General features: G+C 47.1%; 16 protein-coding genes. All 16 read right to left on the bottom strand.

Going from position 1 to position 18046, the window contains the following annotated elements; genetic code table 11:
- Positions 1-3: 3 nt before the first annotated feature.
- On the bottom strand, positions 4-294 hold the full coding sequence (locus tag C7R56_RS08615; protein ID WP_107996306.1) for a PTS sugar transporter subunit IIB: 291 nt from the start codon (positions 292-294) through the stop codon (positions 4-6).
- Positions 287-2350, bottom strand: a complete 2064-nt coding sequence (locus C7R56_RS08610; protein ID WP_107996304.1) for a BglG family transcription antiterminator — start codon at positions 2348-2350, stop codon at positions 287-289. Before C7R56_RS08610 ends, C7R56_RS08615 begins: the two co-directional genes overlap by 8 nt.
- 483 nt (positions 2351-2833) lie before the next feature.
- The gene (locus C7R56_RS08605; RefSeq protein ID WP_107996302.1) at positions 2834-3583 is read right to left on the bottom strand and encodes an esterase family protein; all 750 of its coding nucleotides are present in this window, start codon (positions 3581-3583) and stop codon (positions 2834-2836) included.
- Positions 3584-3598: 15 nt separating this feature from the next.
- Positions 3599-4762 (bottom strand): ATP-grasp domain-containing protein, encoded by a 1164-nt coding sequence (locus C7R56_RS08600; protein WP_107996300.1) that lies wholly within the window; start codon positions 4760-4762, stop codon positions 3599-3601.
- 279 nt (positions 4763-5041) lie between these two features.
- Positions 5042-5971 (bottom strand): substrate-binding domain-containing protein, encoded by a 930-nt coding sequence (locus tag C7R56_RS08595; protein WP_107996299.1) that lies wholly within the window; start codon positions 5969-5971, stop codon positions 5042-5044.
- Positions 5972-5982: 11 nt separating this feature from the next.
- Positions 5983-6957 carry an ABC transporter permease gene (locus C7R56_RS08590; RefSeq protein WP_107996297.1) on the bottom strand — a complete coding sequence of 325 codons (975 nt, stop codon included), beginning with the start codon at positions 6955-6957 and terminating at the stop codon, positions 5983-5985.
- Positions 6958-8439: a sugar ABC transporter ATP-binding protein gene (locus C7R56_RS08585; RefSeq protein ID WP_107996295.1), complete on the bottom strand. Its 1482-nt coding sequence runs from the start codon at positions 8437-8439 to the stop codon at positions 6958-6960.
- Between the two features lie 11 nt (positions 8440-8450).
- Complete coding sequence (rbsD, locus tag C7R56_RS08580) at positions 8451-8846, bottom strand: D-ribose pyranase (protein WP_086629881.1); 396 nt, start codon at positions 8844-8846, stop codon at positions 8451-8453.
- Positions 8821-9726, bottom strand: coding sequence for a ribokinase (rbsK, locus tag C7R56_RS08575; RefSeq protein ID WP_107996293.1), 906 nt, complete (start codon positions 9724-9726; stop codon positions 8821-8823). The genes rbsD and rbsK overlap by 26 nt, the downstream gene beginning before the upstream one ends.
- Complete coding sequence (locus tag C7R56_RS08570) at positions 9719-10702, bottom strand: LacI family DNA-binding transcriptional regulator (protein ID WP_107996291.1); 984 nt, start codon at positions 10700-10702, stop codon at positions 9719-9721. The genes rbsK and C7R56_RS08570 overlap by 8 nt, the downstream gene beginning before the upstream one ends.
- 227 nt (positions 10703-10929) lie before the next feature.
- Positions 10930-12195 (bottom strand): NCS2 family permease, encoded by a 1266-nt coding sequence (locus C7R56_RS08565; RefSeq protein ID WP_159072212.1) that lies wholly within the window; start codon positions 12193-12195, stop codon positions 10930-10932.
- Between the two features lie 26 nt (positions 12196-12221).
- Positions 12222-13169: an ABC transporter permease gene (locus tag C7R56_RS08560; protein WP_107996287.1), complete on the bottom strand. Its 948-nt coding sequence runs from the start codon at positions 13167-13169 to the stop codon at positions 12222-12224.
- Positions 13170-14240 (bottom strand): ABC transporter permease, encoded by a 1071-nt coding sequence (locus C7R56_RS08555; RefSeq protein ID WP_107996285.1) that lies wholly within the window; start codon positions 14238-14240, stop codon positions 13170-13172.
- Between the two features lie 4 nt (positions 14241-14244).
- Complete coding sequence (locus C7R56_RS08550) at positions 14245-15777, bottom strand: ABC transporter ATP-binding protein (protein ID WP_107996113.1); 1533 nt, start codon at positions 15775-15777, stop codon at positions 14245-14247.
- Positions 15778-15790: 13 nt separating this feature from the next.
- Positions 15791-16822, bottom strand: a complete 1032-nt coding sequence (locus tag C7R56_RS08545) for a BMP family lipoprotein (protein WP_107996112.1) — start codon at positions 16820-16822, stop codon at positions 15791-15793.
- Between the two features lie 22 nt (positions 16823-16844).
- Entirely contained in the window at positions 16845-18017 is a 1173-nt protein-coding gene (gene deoB / locus C7R56_RS08540; RefSeq protein WP_107996111.1) for a phosphopentomutase, read from the bottom strand.
- Positions 18018-18046 lie beyond the last annotated feature (29 nt).

Raw genomic sequence — 18046 nt, 5'->3', positions numbered from 1 at the left:
TTTTTATGCGACCAAACCTTTGTCCTTGCATGCTTGCGTCACTTTCTCGCGCAGTTCATTCATGTCGATGATGCTCTTCAGGAAGCGCACATCACCCAAATGTCCTGCAGAGTATTCTAAATCCTGGCCAACAAACCAAACATCCGCATCACTTGGGCTGGCGGAGCTTAGGTCATAATGTTGCACCGTTACCTTGTCGCTCACTCCCAATTCCTTTAAAATCGACTGAATATTCATTTCCACCATAAAACTCGAACCCAAACCTGAACCACACGCTGCTCCAAATCTAACCATTGACTTTCTCCCCTTCACTGAACATATTTATGATTTCTTTACTCGTAGTTGCTGCTTTCAGTTCCGCCAATTTTTCGTCGGAACTCAGGATGCCGGTCAATTCCGACAGTGCCTTCAGATGGGTCTGGTTGTCGATAGCCGCGATGCAGATGATCGTATCCACTGCATGTGCCTCATCCCCCAATAGATTCACCGGTTCCTTGAGCCGCAGCATCGACATGCCGATGCGGTTGACTCCTTCCTCCGGTCTGGCGTGCGGGATGGCAACGCCTTTCCCAAGATCGATAAAAGGACCGAATTCCTTCACTTTATTGATCATCGCTGCGATATAATCTCCCGAGATCGTGTCATTTTCCAATAATGGACTTCCTGCAAAACGGATGGCTTGCTCCCAATCAGCGCACTGATCGGCAAATTGAATCGTATCCGCTACCAATAAATCTTTCAACATAGGTGTATATCTCCTTCCGTAGGCATCTGTTGGATTCAAAGTCGTAATCAACTCGTTCCGTAAAGCCCCTTCGTTTTCTATTTTTGCGTATTTCTTGATGATGGCTATGAGCGCATTCAGGTCCGGCCCCAAGTAGCTGTCTAATGGGAACACAGACAGGACTGCACGGATCAGATGTTTTTTCGATTCCGCATTCATCATTGGATTCACAATAAACACAGGCTTGCTGGACTCCAGATACACGGTTGAAAAGACGAGATCATATTCCTTCGAATCGAGATCGTAAAAACTTTCCAAACTGTGTCCATCTATCCAAGTGATATTACTGAACATCTGCCGCAACTCCGACAGCAGAATCAAGGATGAACTGATGCCGCTCGGACAAATGACCGCTGCCCGATAAGCTGTTTTCTTGTTGATTTGGACTTCTATCTCACCGCCAAAATGGATCGTGAAGTAAGCAATCTCGTCATCGGTCATCGTACCTTCCGCATATTCTTCAAGCGGCTTAAGGGCACGCTTGACCAAAACAAACAGCCTTTTGTGTTTAGCCTGAATCATCTCCGTCAAGGCATTATCAAGCTCAATGCGGAAAAGAATGCGGTAGTAGGCAGGCACGAGATGAAGATACAAGTTTCGGAAGAGTTCCTCTTTCCTTTCGAAAGATACGACAGCGATCCGTTCCATTTCAGAAATAATGGCCATTGTGATTTTCTTGAGGGCTTCATCTTCGCTGTTTTCCCATTTACCTTCAATCGTTCCCAGGAAAAGCATTACGATGAACCTGATTTCCTCTTTCTCACCTTGAATCTCGAGATCCTCAAACAAGTGGCGGTAGACCTTATCTGCCAACTCCCATAGCGGGCTTGCCGATAGAACTTCTTGCTGTTTCTTGGTGAAAGCCAGGTGCCCTTGGACACGCGCTACCCGGATCCTTGTGTAAAGGATGAGATAAAGCGAATCACGGATGCGTTCCTCCACATAATGCATGTTGTGTTCGTTTGCGTAGGCTTTGATGATCCGGATTACCGGTTCAAGGTCGATCTTTTCCTGCCAATCTTCTGCAATGTAGTTCAATGCCCAATTGCCGGAAGCGTGCCGCAACAGCTGGCTGATGCTGTGGAAAGCCATCCGCCGTTTGTCGGCCTCATCCCCCTCCAAAAAGTACCCTCTTGAACGCTGATATTCCAAGGTGATCCTGTATTCGGACAACTTGCAGCGCAGCCGTTTAATGTCGGCCAACGTCGTGTTCTTGCTTACTTTCAACAAATCCTGGTAGTGAAAATTGGAAATAAAATCTTTGCGGATGAATGTATAGAGGTAAAGCATATACATCCGCTCTTCTTCATCGAGATAGATCTGCGGTGAAGCGAAAACTTTTTGAAGCTCATCCTCCATGGCGATCAAGGCTTTGGGCACGGTGTATTTTTCCGAATCAACAGATACCGTAGGAAAATCGTTTTTGGCCAACAACTCATTCAAGGTAGCTAAGTCTTGCATGAGCACATTCGTCGGCTCGTTCATTTTCAATCCCAATTCCCAAAAATGCATCTGCGGCATGGCGATGATTTTTTTGAGGAGAATCATTAATCGATTGTCGTACATGTACACCCTCCTTACGAAACTTAGTATAACTTGCAACCCTTTTCATTTAAAGCTTATCTCGGTCCAACCATTTTCCCGAAATCGGAAATCGACTGGGCCCAATCCAAAAAACGCTTTCATACCAAGCTAAGTGAATGATTCAAGGCGTGCAACAACTACTAGCATCTGTATATTTTTAATGGACAAATCAGAACATTAGTATTATTATAATCAATTTTGAAACTGATTCACCCTGAATTCGTGAGATTTTCATTATTGACCCCGTCATTCATCATTCTGCGGCATGAGCTGCACGGAAAAACATGGATAACCGAAAATTATTCATGGTTTTGAGCGTCTGACATGCGAAAAAGATGAATAACATTTATTTATTCATCTTTTCGAGCGGCCGGCCAGACCTCGGCCCCGACCATTTCATCCCCACGCAACAAAAAGCCCTCCCAGCAAAACGCTGAAAGGACGGGATTCTCTTCTCAAATACAATTATAGCTTGCCTTGCTCGTTCAGTTTGCCCAGGAAATATGGCATCTGGACACGCCACCATTCCCAATCGTGATGGACGTTCTCGCCCCAGAAATCAATCCAGGCAGGGATGTTCTTGAAGCGCATCACTTCTTCAATCTTGCGCGTGTCGCGGATGCTGACTTCTTCCCAGTTGCCTTGGCCGGTCGCGACGATGATGTTGCCTGAACGGTATTTGTCCAGGAACCAGCCGTCGTTCAGATTCCAAAGGTAGTCGATCGGTGAGTTCTCATATGCGTTGCGATCATGGTAATTCCCAAAGAAGTAACGGACATCGTAAAGGCCGCTCAACGCGATGACGCTGTCGAAGACATCCGGATGGCGCAGGTAAAAGTTCAGGCTGTGGTAGCCGCCCATGCTGCAGCCGGTCGTGATCATCGGTCCCTGATAGTTCGTCTGATGCTTGATGTGCGGCACCAGTTCCTCGATGATGTAGCGGTCATAGCGTTCGTGCATGTTGGCGCGGTCGTACGGACTTTTCCATTCGCACAGCCAAGATTCGTTGTCCATGCTGTCGGGTGTATAAAATTGCACTAAGCCTTGGTCGATGAACCACTGGCAGGCTTCAATCATGCCGAAGTCCGCGTATTCGTTGTGGCTTCCTCCAGATGATGGGAAGACGATGATCGGTTTACCCGCATGTCCATAGCGATTGAAACGCATCTCACGGTTCAAGTGACCGCTCCATTGTGATGAATATTCTACGTGCATCTTATTTCCCCCAGTCTATTCGGTTATGGAAATCATATGGATAATGTCCATCAGTTCTTGATATTCTGCCGCACGGATGACGTAGCCGAAATCCCCCATGATAGCCGCAAAAATCCCCGGCATTTCTTCAAACAGGACAACGTTGCCTCCGTAACGGGCAATCACTTCCTCATGCGTGAAGCGGTAAGGATGGACACCTTTGCGGCTGACATAGCAACAGTAGTAAGGCGTGTTCATCTGCGCCGTGAAATTGCCGGTCGCAACCAGATTCCCGTATGCGGCATACAGATCGACATCATTGGCCCAGTTCCACATGTCCATCGTATGACCGCCAGGCGGACGCAAGTTGGCTTCCAAGGCAACCAAGCTGCCGTCAGGTAAACGGAAAAACTCAAAATGGAAGAAACGCTCGCGGACATTGAAGGCCTGAACGAGTTTGGTTCCGATTTCGCGCAAGTCTTCCGGCATATTGCGGTCGACATAGTAGAACATATCCGCATTTTTTTCGACGATTTCCAACACTGCTTTTTCGTACACAAGCGTGGCATCGAAAAGGATATTCCCCGCGGCATCGGTCAAACCGTCATATGTGACGATCTTTCCGTCGATGAATTCCTCAAGAATATACGATTCATATGGATTCTTCACATGGAAAAAATGCCCGAGTTCTTCTTCTGAACGGATTTTGTGCGTATCCGCCGCACCTACGCCTGAATCAGGCTTGATGCAGACCGGGAATCCGTATTCGTGGCATAACCCGAGGGCATCGTGATAATCGCCGATGACACGCCCTTGCGCTACCCGAATGCCTATTTCTCTGAATTTTTCTTTCATGGCGGATTTCAGTTTTACGAAGGCCATATCCTCGTTTTTGAAGCCGAATACGTTGAAATCAGTGCGCAGACGCGCATCCTGCGCCAACCAATATTCGTTGTGCGATTCGATACGGTCCATTTTGCCGTGCTTGTAAGTCAAATAGGCCACCGCGCGCATCATTTCGTCATAATTTTCCATATCATTGACGCGATAATACTCGGTCAGGCTCTCGCGCAAATCAGTATCCAACAACTCAAACGGCTCGCTGGCGATACCGAAGACATTCACGCCCGCCCGCTTCAGACCGATTGCGAAATTCTTGAAATTACTGGGAAAATGGGGAGATATAAATACGTAGTTCATGGAATTTCCTTCTTTCTTCCGAACATTAGATTACAATGAGAATGTACCATTTTGACAGCATATTTACAAGCGTTTTTCAGTTGGAAAGGGAAAATATTGATACAATCGAGGAGCTATTTTGATTAGCTGAAGGCTGCTAAAATCCAGTCCCTCGAAAGCCATGCGCAACACCCTAAACTGGATTGCGCCAAAAAGCCCCTGCCCTTACGCAACTAAGGCGCGAGGACAGGGGCTTTCTTCACTTGCAGTCACTTCGAGGTGCTGCAAGTGACTCTTTATTTATTTTTTGACCAACTCTAGCGGAGAAGGGATGTACGCATCTACTTCTTTGCCAGCAAAGAAGTCAAAGGCTGCTTGTAAAGCAAGTCTGCCCATTTCTTCAGGTTGTTGCGCGACAGTCGCACTCATTTTTCCTTCTTCAACAGCATTCATGCCATCTTCCGTTCCATCAAAGCCAACCACCTGAATTTTCCCGGTCAAGCCAGCAGCTTCGATTGCTTCAATGGCACCCAATGCCATTTCATCATTTTGAGCAAATACCGCTTGGATATCCGCATGCGCCTGCAGCATATTTTCCATAACTGTCAGTCCTTCAGCGCGGTCAAAATTGGCTGTCTGGCTGTCCAATAGATTCAACGACCCCTCAGCGATTTTCGTGAAGCCTTCTCCTCTTTCACGAGTTGCAGAAGCACCGGGAACACCTTCCAGTTGGACTGTGTTGGCTCCTTCTCCTGATAATTCGACAATATATTGCGCAGCTAGCTCTCCTCCGGCTGCATTATCTGAAGCAACTAAGGTAACCACTTCTCCCCCATCGCTGGAACGATCGATTGTGATGACAGGGATGCCTGCGCTGTTTGCGGCTTCCACAGCAGGAGCAATCGCAGCCGAATCGACCGGATTGATCAGCAATACATCGACTCCCTGCTGGATAAGGTCATCCACATCATTCGTCTGTTTTGCTGTATCATCCTGGGCATCGACACTGATGATTTTCGTGCCATTTTCTTCCGCTAGTCCAGTGATGCCGGCTTCCAATGAAACAAAGAACGGATTATTCAAAGTTGAAATAGAGGCTCCCACAACCAATTCGGAAGCTTCCTTTTCCTCGACAGCAACACTTTCTGCGTTGTCGCCTTCCAATGTAGCTCCTCCGCATCCAGCCAACAGTAACAAAGAAGCAGCAGTCAATCCCAATAATTTTTTCATTTTTATTCCTCCTATTTTTTGTTCTTACGATCCAATAAAACAGCGATGATGATGACAACACCTTTAACGACTTGCTGATAGAAACTCGATACACCCAATAGGTTCAAACCGTTGTTCAGCGTACCGATGATCAATGCTCCGATCAATGTCCCCACTAACCTTCCGCGTCCTCCGGATAGACTGGTTCCTCCAAGAACAACGGATGCGATCGCGTCCATTTCATAGGCATTACCCGCAGTCGGTTGAGCAGAGTTCAAACGAGAAGTGATGATGATACCAGCGACTGCCGCCATCAATCCGGAAATGGAATAGATGGCGATTTTGATGCGGTCACTCTTGATGCCGGCAATGAACGCAGCCTTCTCATTCCCACCAAGTGCGAACGTCTTTCTTCCGAATGTCATTTTATGCAAAAGCACATACAACACTCCGAAGAAGAGAAGCATCACAACCACCGGGAAAGGAATGCCGAAAAGATAGCCTCGGCCCATATATTTGAATATGAAACTGTTCCCGATACCAGTGATAGGATTCCCATCCGTGTAAACCAAAGTAAGTCCGCGATAGATCGTCATCGTTGCAAGGGTCGCAATGAATGGCGCCATTTTACCTTTTGTGATCATTACACCATTGCAGGCTCCCAAAAAGGCACCAAGTACCAAGCCCATTCCCATCGCAAGAACAGGATTCAGACCAGAAGCAATCATGCCCGCCATCAAAGCACTGCTGAGAGCGAGCGTTGAACCTACAGAAAGGTCAATCCCACCCGTGATGATGACAAAGGTCATACCGAAAGCGATAAGTGCATTTGTGGAAACTTGTCTCAAAAGGTTCAGCAGATTGGTAGGTGACATGAAGCTCGGGTTCATGATGGTGACAAATATGACAAGCACAACTAATGCGAGCAAAGGCCCCAATTTATTCAGCCTTTTTTTTGCTGGGCCCTTTTCTTTGTTACTTTTTAAGGCTTGTATTCCTAAATTCATTTACATTACCCCCGTTGCTAATTTCATGATTTTCTCTTCTGTCGCCTCTCCACGCTGCAACTCACCGGATATTTTCCCTTCATGGACAACCACAATGCGATCACTTACACCAAGCACCTCAGGCAAATCACTCGAAACCATAACGATGGCAACGCCTCTGTCCGCCAGTTCATTCATCAATTGATAGATTTCACGTTTGGCGCCTACATCCACACCGCGCGTCGGTTCGTCCAAAATCAAGACTTTGGAGCCGATGCCGATCCATTTGGCTAAAACGACCTTCTGTTGGTTCCCTCCGGATAGTCCGGAAACAATATCATCACACCCTTCAGCTTTGACCTTCAAGCGTTCCATCAGCAGTTCAACAAAATCCTTCTCGGCTTGTGTGTCGATCAGGCCATTCTTACGGAAACCGTCTATTGAAGGAAGGCTGATGTTTTCACTGATGGAATAATCGAGAATCAAACCTTCCTCTTTCCGGTTCTCCGTCAAGAATCCGATGCCTTGACGAATGGCATCATTTGGACTGGAAATGGTTATTTTCTTGTCTTCAAGATACATCTCACCACTGCCGAGCGGATCGATTCCAAAGATGCTCCGCATGATTTCAGTCCGTCCTGCTCCCATGAGTCCCGAAAAACCAACAATTTCCCCTGCTTTCACTTGGAAGGACACATCCTGGAATTTCCGTTCCGATGAAAGTTTCTTTGCTTCGAAAACGATAGGTCCGATTTTGGAAGTCTTCGCCGGATAATAATCAGCGAGATCCCTGCCGACCATTTTACGCACCACTTCATCGTTGCTAGTGTCAGCTGTTCGTTTCGTATCAACAGATACACCGTCACGCATGACCGTGATGCGGTCACTGATTTTGAAGATTTCTTCCATCCTGTGGGAAATGTAGATGATGGCCACATTCTTTTGCTTCAGGTTCTGGATAATCCTGAACAATACCTCGATTTCCCTTTCCGTCAGGGCTGCTGTAGGTTCGTCCATAATGATCACTTCACCATCGGAAAGTAAGGACTTCGCGATTTCGATCATCTGTTGCTGCCCTACCGACAAATTCTTCACTTCTTCATCCAGATTCAAGGATACACCCAGCTCACGGAACGTCTCAAGAGCAAGCGCTCTCATTTTCTTGTTGTCGATCCATCCGATAGCGTTTTTGATTTCATTTCCCAAAAACAAATTTTCGACTACCGTCATTTCCGGCCACGTATTCATTTCTTGATGAATAAAGCTCAACCCGAATTTCTCCGCTTCCTTTGGACTATCAAATTGCTTTTGGGTGCCATCTATTAGGATCTCGCCTGCATCCGGCTTATGAAGTCCGGTCAAAATATTCATCAGTGTCGATTTGCCGGCCCCGTTTTCTCCCATTAAGGCATGCACTTCTCCCGCTTTGATGGTGAAGTCAACGCCCCTCAATACGTAGTTGGTACCAAAGCTTTTCGTGATTCCTTTCATCACAACTTCCATTTGTTTCCCTCCTAAAATAGGACTCCTGATTGCAGTATGATATTGGAATACGGTGTCGCTTCCCCTGTCCGGATAATGGCTTTAGCATCACCCGTCATTTCCTTAAAGGTCTCATGAGTGACGAAGGCAACCTCAACGCCCGCCAATCGCTCCATAGTCCGCTCGAATTGGTCCGGATTCTGCTCCTTTATCTCCTCAGCCAAAAATACTTTTTCCACTTCCATCTCTTCCATCAGCAGCTCCAGAATCGTCTGAAAGGCTGGCTCGTGCAAACGAATGGATAAATCAATCTTTTTGACGCCTTCCGGTATCGGAAGACCTGCATCACCGATCACAACTTTATCTGTATGTCCCAAATCCGCCAAAACTTTTGCGATATCACTATTCAAGATTCCATGTTTTTTCATAATGTTCATTCTCCTTCAGTTCAGCTAGTGTCGGCATGCCGCCTTGCGCTCCAAATTTCTGTACGGATAATGCCGCTGCCAGATTCCCGAGTTGCAGGCTGGCTTCGATATCCAATCCTGATGCGATGCCTACAGCAAAGGCACCATTGAACGTGTCCCCCGCTCCAGTAGTGTCCACTGGTCCGACAACATATGCCGGAACGTTCCGTTCAACCGAGCCATCATGGTAACAAACGCCTTTAGAGCCAAGTGTCACAATGAGTTTTCCAGGGTATTTTTTGATCCCTTCCGAAAGGGAGAGCTCAGGAAACATGGTTTTGTATTCGCTCTCATTCGGTGTCATGAAAGTAACTTTCTCCAGCAAGCCCTCATCCACTGTTCTTGCGGGTGCAGGATTATAGAGCACTTTTACACCTTTTTCAAAGCACAGTCCGATCACGTCATCGACAATTTCCTGCGGCACCTCATTCTGGATAACCAGCAGCTCGACTTTCTCCAGTTCTGTTTCCAGATTTTGTAACCGTGCGCTTTCGAATGCGTTGTTCGCGCCCGGGATATAAATGATTGCGTTATCGCCATCGACAATCGTGATGTGGGCTGAGCCTGAAGGCAAATGTGTAACCCGTTCCACATTGCTTGTATCAATCCGATTGCGTTTCAGGTTTTCGATCAATTCCGTCCCGAACAGATCGTTGCCTACAGTCCCTACCATTGAAACGTTGCCGCCCAAGCGCGCACTGGCAACTGCTTGGTTAGCGCCTTTCCCTCCGAAAGTAGTCCTGAAGTCCTTCCCTGTAATGGTCTCCCCAGTTTCTGGGCGTCTGTCGGCTGTGACGACAAAATCAGTTGAAATACTTCCTAACACCATAATATTACCCATTTTCCATCTTCTCCCTCAATGATTCTCTTATTATTAACGTTACAGGCAATTGTATCCTTTTTTTCAGAATGATTTTGTTTTCGATATGTCTGCAAAGAAGATCTGCAGCTTGATAGCCTAACTCATAAGCTGGCTGGGCAATTGTGGAAAGCCCAGGAAACATCAGTGCAGCGAATGGCATATCGTCATAGCCGATGATCTGAAGTTCCTCAGGGATACGGATCCCTCTTTTGATAGCTTCCTTCATGACTGCCAATGCGTACACGTCATTGGAAGCAATCACGCTGTCCGCATGAGGAAATTGATCCAAAAAATGCTGTGCAGTCTTTTCCGCTGAATCGAATTGGTATGTATCGGTTTGGTACAGTTGGTAAGGAATGTTTTTTTCGTTCAATACCCTCAGATTTCCGGAAAGCCGGTCATGCGAGCTTGGCACGTCTTTCGGCCCGACCATAATGACGACATGCTTTGCTTGTCGCTCGCTGATGGCCTGTGCCGCCAACTCGCCACCGTGGAAATCGTCCGTGTGAACTGCAAATTCGATATCTTCGCTGACCCGATCCAATAACACGTATGGCATGCCATGGAATTCTTTTGTGCTACCTTGTACTGCGGACAGGACTCCCGCCACATTGTTCTGCGCGAAAATTTTCAGGTACTCTTTTTCCTTTTCGACATCCCCCTGCACATTCCCAAGGATGAGACTGTAGCCACTCTCGTTGATTTTATCTTCCACACCTTTAGCAACCAATGGGAAGAATGGGTTTGCGATATCCGGCAGCAGCAATCCAATCAGCTTGGATTTTTTCTGATAGAGGGACCGCGCAACTTCATTCGGCGAAAAATTCAATAGCTTGATTGCTCTTTCGACCTTTTCGCGTGAAGCCTTCCCTACATATCCGCTGTCGTTCATGAACCTTGACACTGTTGCGACGGATACACCTGCCAATTCTGCAACTTCCTTGATAGTAGCCATTCTCCTTCACCTCCGCTGGTTGTAAATGTGTAACCGATTACACAAATAATATAGCACGTTCGGAAAACGTTTGCAAGCATTACGTGCGAAAAAATTTTCTGACCGCAAAAGAAGAAGCGCTGCATCCGTGCGGGGACCGACTCTCCTGAGGGAAAATCCGGCAATCCTGAATATCGCTCAAAAAGCAAAAAGCCTATCTCGAAAAAGAGACAGACTTTTTGCCTTTTTTAAATGAATTTCAGCACAAAATACAGAACAAAGATGCCAGTCAATCCATACATCATTTTCGAAACAGCTTGTCGATCACCCGAGAATACTTTGATGAACGTGTACAGAATAAAGCCCCAGCCGATGCCGTCCGCGATGTTGAATGTCAATACCATCATCAACACCATCAGGATGGCCGGGAAATATTCCGTGAAGTCATCAAAATTGATGCCTTTCAGATTGTTGGCAGCCAACAAGGATCCCACAATGATGAGCAAAGCCGAAATGACAGCCAGCGGAATAAGGGCAATGAAGGGAATCAATGCGATGGTGAACAGAAAATAAACGCCCACCATAAAGGATGTCAAGCCACTCCTTCCTCCCACAGCGATGCCCGTTGCCCCTTCCGCACTTGTGCAGGTGGAGCTGCATCCCAATAAACCTGCAATCATCACTGACAATGCGTTTGATTCAAGCGTTCGTTTCAACACTTTGGGTTGTTCGGAGGTCAAAAAACTGACCTGTGTCCCTAAATTTTGGAAAACGACCAAAATCAAGAGCGAGAATACGGCAACCCAATAGTCCATCGACAGAACGCCCGAAAAATCAAGTTGGAGGATAAACGGCTCCAAGGAACCCAGATCGATGAAGGAATAGGAAAAGGAGCTTATGTCCGTTACCCCTAAAGCAATGGAAATGAGAACACCGAAAATAATCGTCAACAAAAAATTGCCTTTTACATTTCTGACGAACAGAATCAGTCCGACCAGCAGTGTTGCCAACAGCGTAAACGGCACCGGTTGAAAAATATTATTCAGTGCCACGATTGTACCCTCTGAGGATACGATGATTCCGCCGTTCTTCAAGCCAAGGAATATCAGGAAGAAGCCGACTCCCGCGCTCATCCCTTTGATCAAAGTCACCGGGATGGAGCGAAGGAGTTGATCGACCACATTGAAATGTGTCAACAGGAAGAAGAGCACACCGACGATAAAGATAATCGATAAGCTTTTTTGCCAAGTAAAAGCAAAGGCTCCGACCAAGATGTAGGTGAAGAAGGCATTGTCGCTCATTCCTGGGGCAAGTATCAAAGGGGAATTGGCATACAAACCCATCAGAATGTTACTGATGGCTGTCGTCAGTATCGTCGCAATCACAACCGAATTATAATCCATGCCGGCTTGAGACAAAATCAGCGCATTGACAGCCACAATATACACGATGGAGAAAAAGGAAGTCGCACTCGCCAACATTTCGGTCCGTATCGAACTGCCTTTCTCTTTCACACGAAACAGCTCTTGCAATAGCCCCATCATCTCACACTCGCGTCATAATGGACACCTAGCGCTTTTGGCCCCCTAGTTTTTCTTCCTGTGAAGATAAGCGCCAATAAGGTCACGATGTATGGCAACATATAGAAGAATTCAGTCGGAATGGCACTTGCAAAGTCCAAGATTTGGATCTGGTCTTTGATGGATTGTGCGAATCCAAAAAGTAACGCTCCCATCATGACGCCGTATGGGTTCCAGCGTCCCAGAATGACTGCCGCAATCGCGATAAAGCCTTGCCCGGCGATTGTATTGAACGAAAAGTTTCCGTTTGTCGTCAATACAATCGTCGCTCCTCCCAAGGAAGAAATCGAACCACTGAGCATCACAGCCCAGAATTTGATTTTCATGACGTTGATCCCGGCTGTATCGATGGACCCAGGATTTTCGCCGACCCCTCTCAGACGTAAGCCTGCAGGTGTGCGGAAGAAGTAAAATCCGATGGCAAAGACCAGAATGAAGGCCAAATAGGTTGTAGGATAGGAACGGAACAAGGCATCCCCAATGAGTGGTATGTCGGATAATACCGGTATGTTCACTTTTGCGAACATATTCCGTAAGCGTGGTGTATCTGCTGCGCCATCAAACAACAATTTCACCAAGAAAAAGGTGAAGTTGGCCGCCAGCAAGTTGATGACCACCCCGCTGATGACATGATCAGCCTTGTATTTCAAGGTCGCCAGCGCATGCATCCCTGAGAACAAGGAAGTGAACACAAAGGCCGACAGCAACCCTATCCATGGACTGAACCCGCCCATTCCCATCGATTCGGCGAAATTGGCACCGACAGCGGAGAAGAAAGCCCCAGAAATCATGAATCCTTCCACCCCTAAGTTGGTGACGCCGGCCCGCTCGCTGAGCATCCCGCCGAGTGCACCGAACAACAGTGCTGTAGCAAAAATCAAACTGCCGCTTATAATATTGGCTACCATCTATTTCGCCTCCTCTTTATGCAATTGTTTCTTTGGCAATACGGCTTTGACGATTCCGGGTGCTGCCACAAAGAAAATAATCAGCGATATCACAATGCCGATGATTTCGCTCGGCACGCCCGCTCCGAACTGCATCCCTTGCGAACCGTAATTCAAAGCCCCGATCAGGATCCCGGACAAGGTTGTTCCCAATGCGGAATTGCCTCCCAGCAATGCAATGGCCACACCATCGAAGCCTATACCGCTTGTGGAGGAACTGATTGCGACATACCCATAAACGCCCAGCGTATCCAAAGTACCGATTAAGCCACCCAAAGCCCCGGAAAGGAACATCGTGCGTGTCATAATGCGGTTCACGCGGATGCCGGCATAGGAAGCTGCATTCGGATTCAAGCCCACGACTTTGGTTTCATATCCCCAGCGGGTCTTCTCAAAGAAGTAGTAAAAAGCAAAGATGATGAACGGGACCAGAAAGAATCCCCAATGGATTCGCGCGCCATCGAACACTTCGTTCAGGGAAGGGAACGTTATGCCAGCCGATTCTTTGATCATGGCGGAACGTGCCGTCCCTTCCTGAGCCGCGAAATTCTTGATCAAAATATGGCTGAAATACAAAGCGATATAGTTCAGCATGATCGAGCTGATGACCTCATTGATCCCAAATTTGGTCTTGAGACCCGCAACCAACACACCCCATAATCCACCCGCAACGACACCGACAAAGATTGCCACAATACCGTGCAAAATAGGCGGCATCTCGATGAGCGTACCGACCAAAAGGGAACTGACGGCGCCCATAATGATCTGGCCGTCCACCCCGATGTTGAATACACCCGCTTTATTGGCCACCGCAACAGCCAGGCCACTCAAAAGCAGCGGAATGATGGCACGAATCGTTTCCCCGATATCATAAACCGAGCCGAATACTTTTGTGACCAACGACTGATAGGCAACCAACGGATTGTACCCACCGATGACCATCACGATTGCTCCGATAACGAGTGCAATCAGTACGGCGATGATTGGAACCATTACATTACTGTTTTTTGTCTTTCTTTTCACTTTTTCCATGGTATCATTCCTCACCCGATCCTTTACCAGCCATCATCAGACCCAGCTCTCTGTCGTTAGTTGTCTCTGGTTTTGTTTCCCCGACGATTTTACCGTCGAAGATGATTGCTATCCGGTCTGACAAGGTCAAAATTTCCTCCAATTCGAAAGAAACCAACAGGATAGCGACTCCTTTGTCACGCAAACGCACGATTTGGCGATGGATAAAATCGATGGCGCCTATGTCCAGACCTCTTGTCGGCTGTACGATGATAAGGAGTTTTGGATCGCGGCTGATTTCCCTCGATAGGATGACTTTTTGTTGATTACCGCCGGACATGCCCTGCACAACCGTATATTCATTTTCAGCACGGATATCATAGTTTTGCATCGCTTCACGCGCTTCTTCATACATCCGCACTTTGTCCAGTTTGATCCCTTGGTTATGCTTTTCCTTGTAATATTCGATCAAAATCAGGTTTTCGGCTATATCGTTATCCAAAACAAGACCATGTTTATGTCTGTCGGCCGGCACATAACTCACACCGGATTCATAGATTTCACGCGTGGATTTCTCTTTGATCGAGACGCCATTGATAAGGACATCTCCCTCATCGAATGCGCGCATCTTAACGATTGCTTCCACCAATTCGCTTTGCCCATTCCCGTCCACGCCGGCAATCCCCAAAATTTCGCCCGCCGCTACGGTCAAGTTAACGTCGTCCAAAATGCGTTTTTTACTTGCACTGAATGAAGTAAGGTTAGTGATTTCCAACACGGTCGCTTGCGGGTTGTATGCTGCTTTTTCGATTTCACGGGAAAGATTCTTTCCGACCATCAACTCTGCAAGCTGTTCTTCATTCGTTTCTGCTACATCCACGCTGGCGATGAATTTCCCTTTGCGGATGACGGTGCATTTGTCAGCTACTTTCATGATTTCATTCAATTTGTGGGTGATCAGAATGATGGACTTGCCTTCCGCCACTAATTTTTTCATGATCTGAAGCAGTTCCCCAATTTCATCCGGGGTCAATACCGCAGTCGGTTCATCAAAAATCAACAGATTGGCACCGCGATAAAGGCATTTTAAGATTTCAACTTTTTGTTGCATGCCAACGGGCAAATCCTCGATTTTACTGGTCGGATTTACCTTCAATCCGTACTTCGTGGAGATATCGCTGACTTCCTTCACCGCTGCCTTCATGTTGATGCGGATTCCGTCCTTTGGTTCCATCCCTAAAATGATGTTTTCGGTCACGGTAAAATTTTCTATCAGTTTAAAATGTTGATGGACCATCCCGATGCCGAGGTGAATGGCATGATTCGGGTTCTCAATCTTCGTTTCATTTTCATAAACCGATATGGCACCGCCATCTGGTTGATACATCCCGAACACCACATTCATCAAAGTGGATTTTCCAGCCCCATTTTCACCAAGCAGAGCGTGGATTTCTCCACGTCCTACTGTCAGTGAAATATCATCATTAGCGACAAAATCGCCAAATTTCTTTGTGATGTGCTTTAATTCCAATACTTTCTCGACCTTCGTTTGATTCATCATAGTATTCTCCTTATGGCTGTTCAGGCACTGTGATTTCTCCAGAAATGATTTTTTCCTTATAGCTTTCGACCACATCCAGTACTTCTTTCGGCACATTGATATCGGAAGTATCAGCCAAACCAACGCCATTTTCTGCCAATCCTAGACGCACAACTTGTCCACCTGGGAATTCCCCGTCGGCAGCTTGTTGGGATACTTCATAGACTGCATTGTCGACGTTCTTGATCATGGATGTCAATGTAACATCATTCCCGAATTCCAAGGACTGATCTTTATCGACGCCGATGACCCAAACTTTTTCGCCAGCTTTGAAACGTTCTTGTGCTTCATTGAAAATACCGTTCCCAGTTCCACCTGCAGCATGGAAGATTACGTCCACACCGTCGTTGTACATGGTGGAGGCAGCAGATTTCCCGATATCCACACGGTTGAAAACGCCCGCATAGTTCACGACGATTTGCGCATCCGGATTGATTTCATGGACTCCGGCTTCAAAACCGGCTTGGAAGCGTTGGATAACAGGGATTTCCATTCCACCGATAAATCCGATCTTATCGGTTTCAGACATGCTCGCTGCAACAACGCCTGCCAGGAATGCCCCTTCATTCTCCTTGAATGAAATCGATACGATGTTGTCGATCCCTTCGATATCGGCATCGACGATCCCCAATTTAGCATCGGGATTATTTTTGGCTATGTTTGTAACGGCATCCGCTAACGTTGCTGCTGTTGCCCATGTCAAGTCCGTGCCGCTGTTGACGAATTGCAGCAAGCTCGGTTCCACTTCCGCATCGGATTGTGGTTCAAGGTATTTCACATCGTAGCCGAAGTCTGCTTGTAATTTTTGCAATCCTTCCCAGGCGCTTTGGTTAAAGGACTTGTCGTTCACACTGCCCAAATCCGTTACCATCCCGACTTTAAACTCTTTCCCGGCAGTTGTGCCGCTTTCGCTGCTGTCGCTTGAGCCACCGTTTCCGCAGGCAGCTAATAAGGTTGTTGCCAATAAGGAAAAACCAATCGTTCTAACTGTAAATTTTTTCATCTGAATCACTCCTATGATTTTTTTATTTTAGTTCCGCCAAAAAACTTTTTCCGTGTTCGGCTTGTGGTACATCAAAATTATCCGCGATGGTTGCGGAAATATCCGCAAAATGATGAGCTGTGGTCAATTCACCTGGTTGAACCAATTGTTTTGAATAGACAAGCAACGGTACATATTCACGCGTGTGATCCGTTCCCGGTGCTGTCGGATCGTTTCCATGATCTGCCGTAATGATCAACAAGTCATCTTCTGCCATTTGATCAAGTATTTCCGGCATTCGTGCATCAAAGGCCATCAATGCTTCCCCATATCCTTGAACATCCCGACGATGCCCGTACAGCGCATCGAAGTCGACCAAGTTTGTAAATGAAAGCCCTTCGAACATCTCGCCCATAACCTTCAGCAACTGATCCACGCCGTCCATATTGCTCTTCGTCCGGATGGCTTTGGTGATGCCTTGGCCATTGAAGATGTCGTTGATTTTCCCGACGGCGATTACCTCTTTCCCGTTGTCTTTCAGCTGATCCAACACTGTCTTACCGAATGGGTTCAGTGCGTAATCATGCCGGTTAGCCGTCCGTTGGAAGGAACCGGGTTCGCCAATGTATGGCCGTGCAATGATCCGGCCGATCATATAGGGATCATCTTTTGTAATCTGGCGCGTATATTCGCAGATATCATACAGTTCCTCCAACGGAATGATACCCTCATGTGCTGCAATCTGAAGGACAGGGTCAGCGGATGTGTAGACGATCAATGCTCCTGTCTCCATTTGTTCCGGCCCCAGCTCATCCAGGATGGCTGTTCCCGAAGCAGGTTTGTTGCCTATGATTTTTCTCCCTGAGTAGGATGCTATTTTTTCCAACAGTTCCTCGGGGAACCCATCCGGGAATACCCTGAATGGCGTATCGATCTGCAGGCCCGCAATTTCCCAATGGCCTGTCATCGTGTCTTTTCCTGCGCTCTTTTCAGCCAACTTTGTCCAATAGGCTTTGCTTGGGATCGCCTTTTCTATCCCTTTTATGTTTGCGATATTGCCTAACCCCAAGCTTTCGAGATGGGGTAGCCGCAATGCCATATTCTCGGCAATGTGGCCTATGGTGTGTGCCCCGCTATCATGGAAAACTGCCGCATCCGGCGCCTCCCCAATCCCAACAGAGTCCAAAACGACCAAATGTATTCGTTTACTTTTCACGATACCCTTCCTTTCTGTTTCATGTTACA

The organism is Trichococcus paludicola, assembly GCF_003052295.1.
In the GTDB taxonomy this organism is placed as follows: Bacteria; Bacillota; Bacilli; order Lactobacillales; family Aerococcaceae; genus Trichococcus; species Trichococcus paludicola.
Note: the sequence above shows the minus strand (reverse complement) of the source record. Positions and strands in the feature narration are given on the sequence as shown.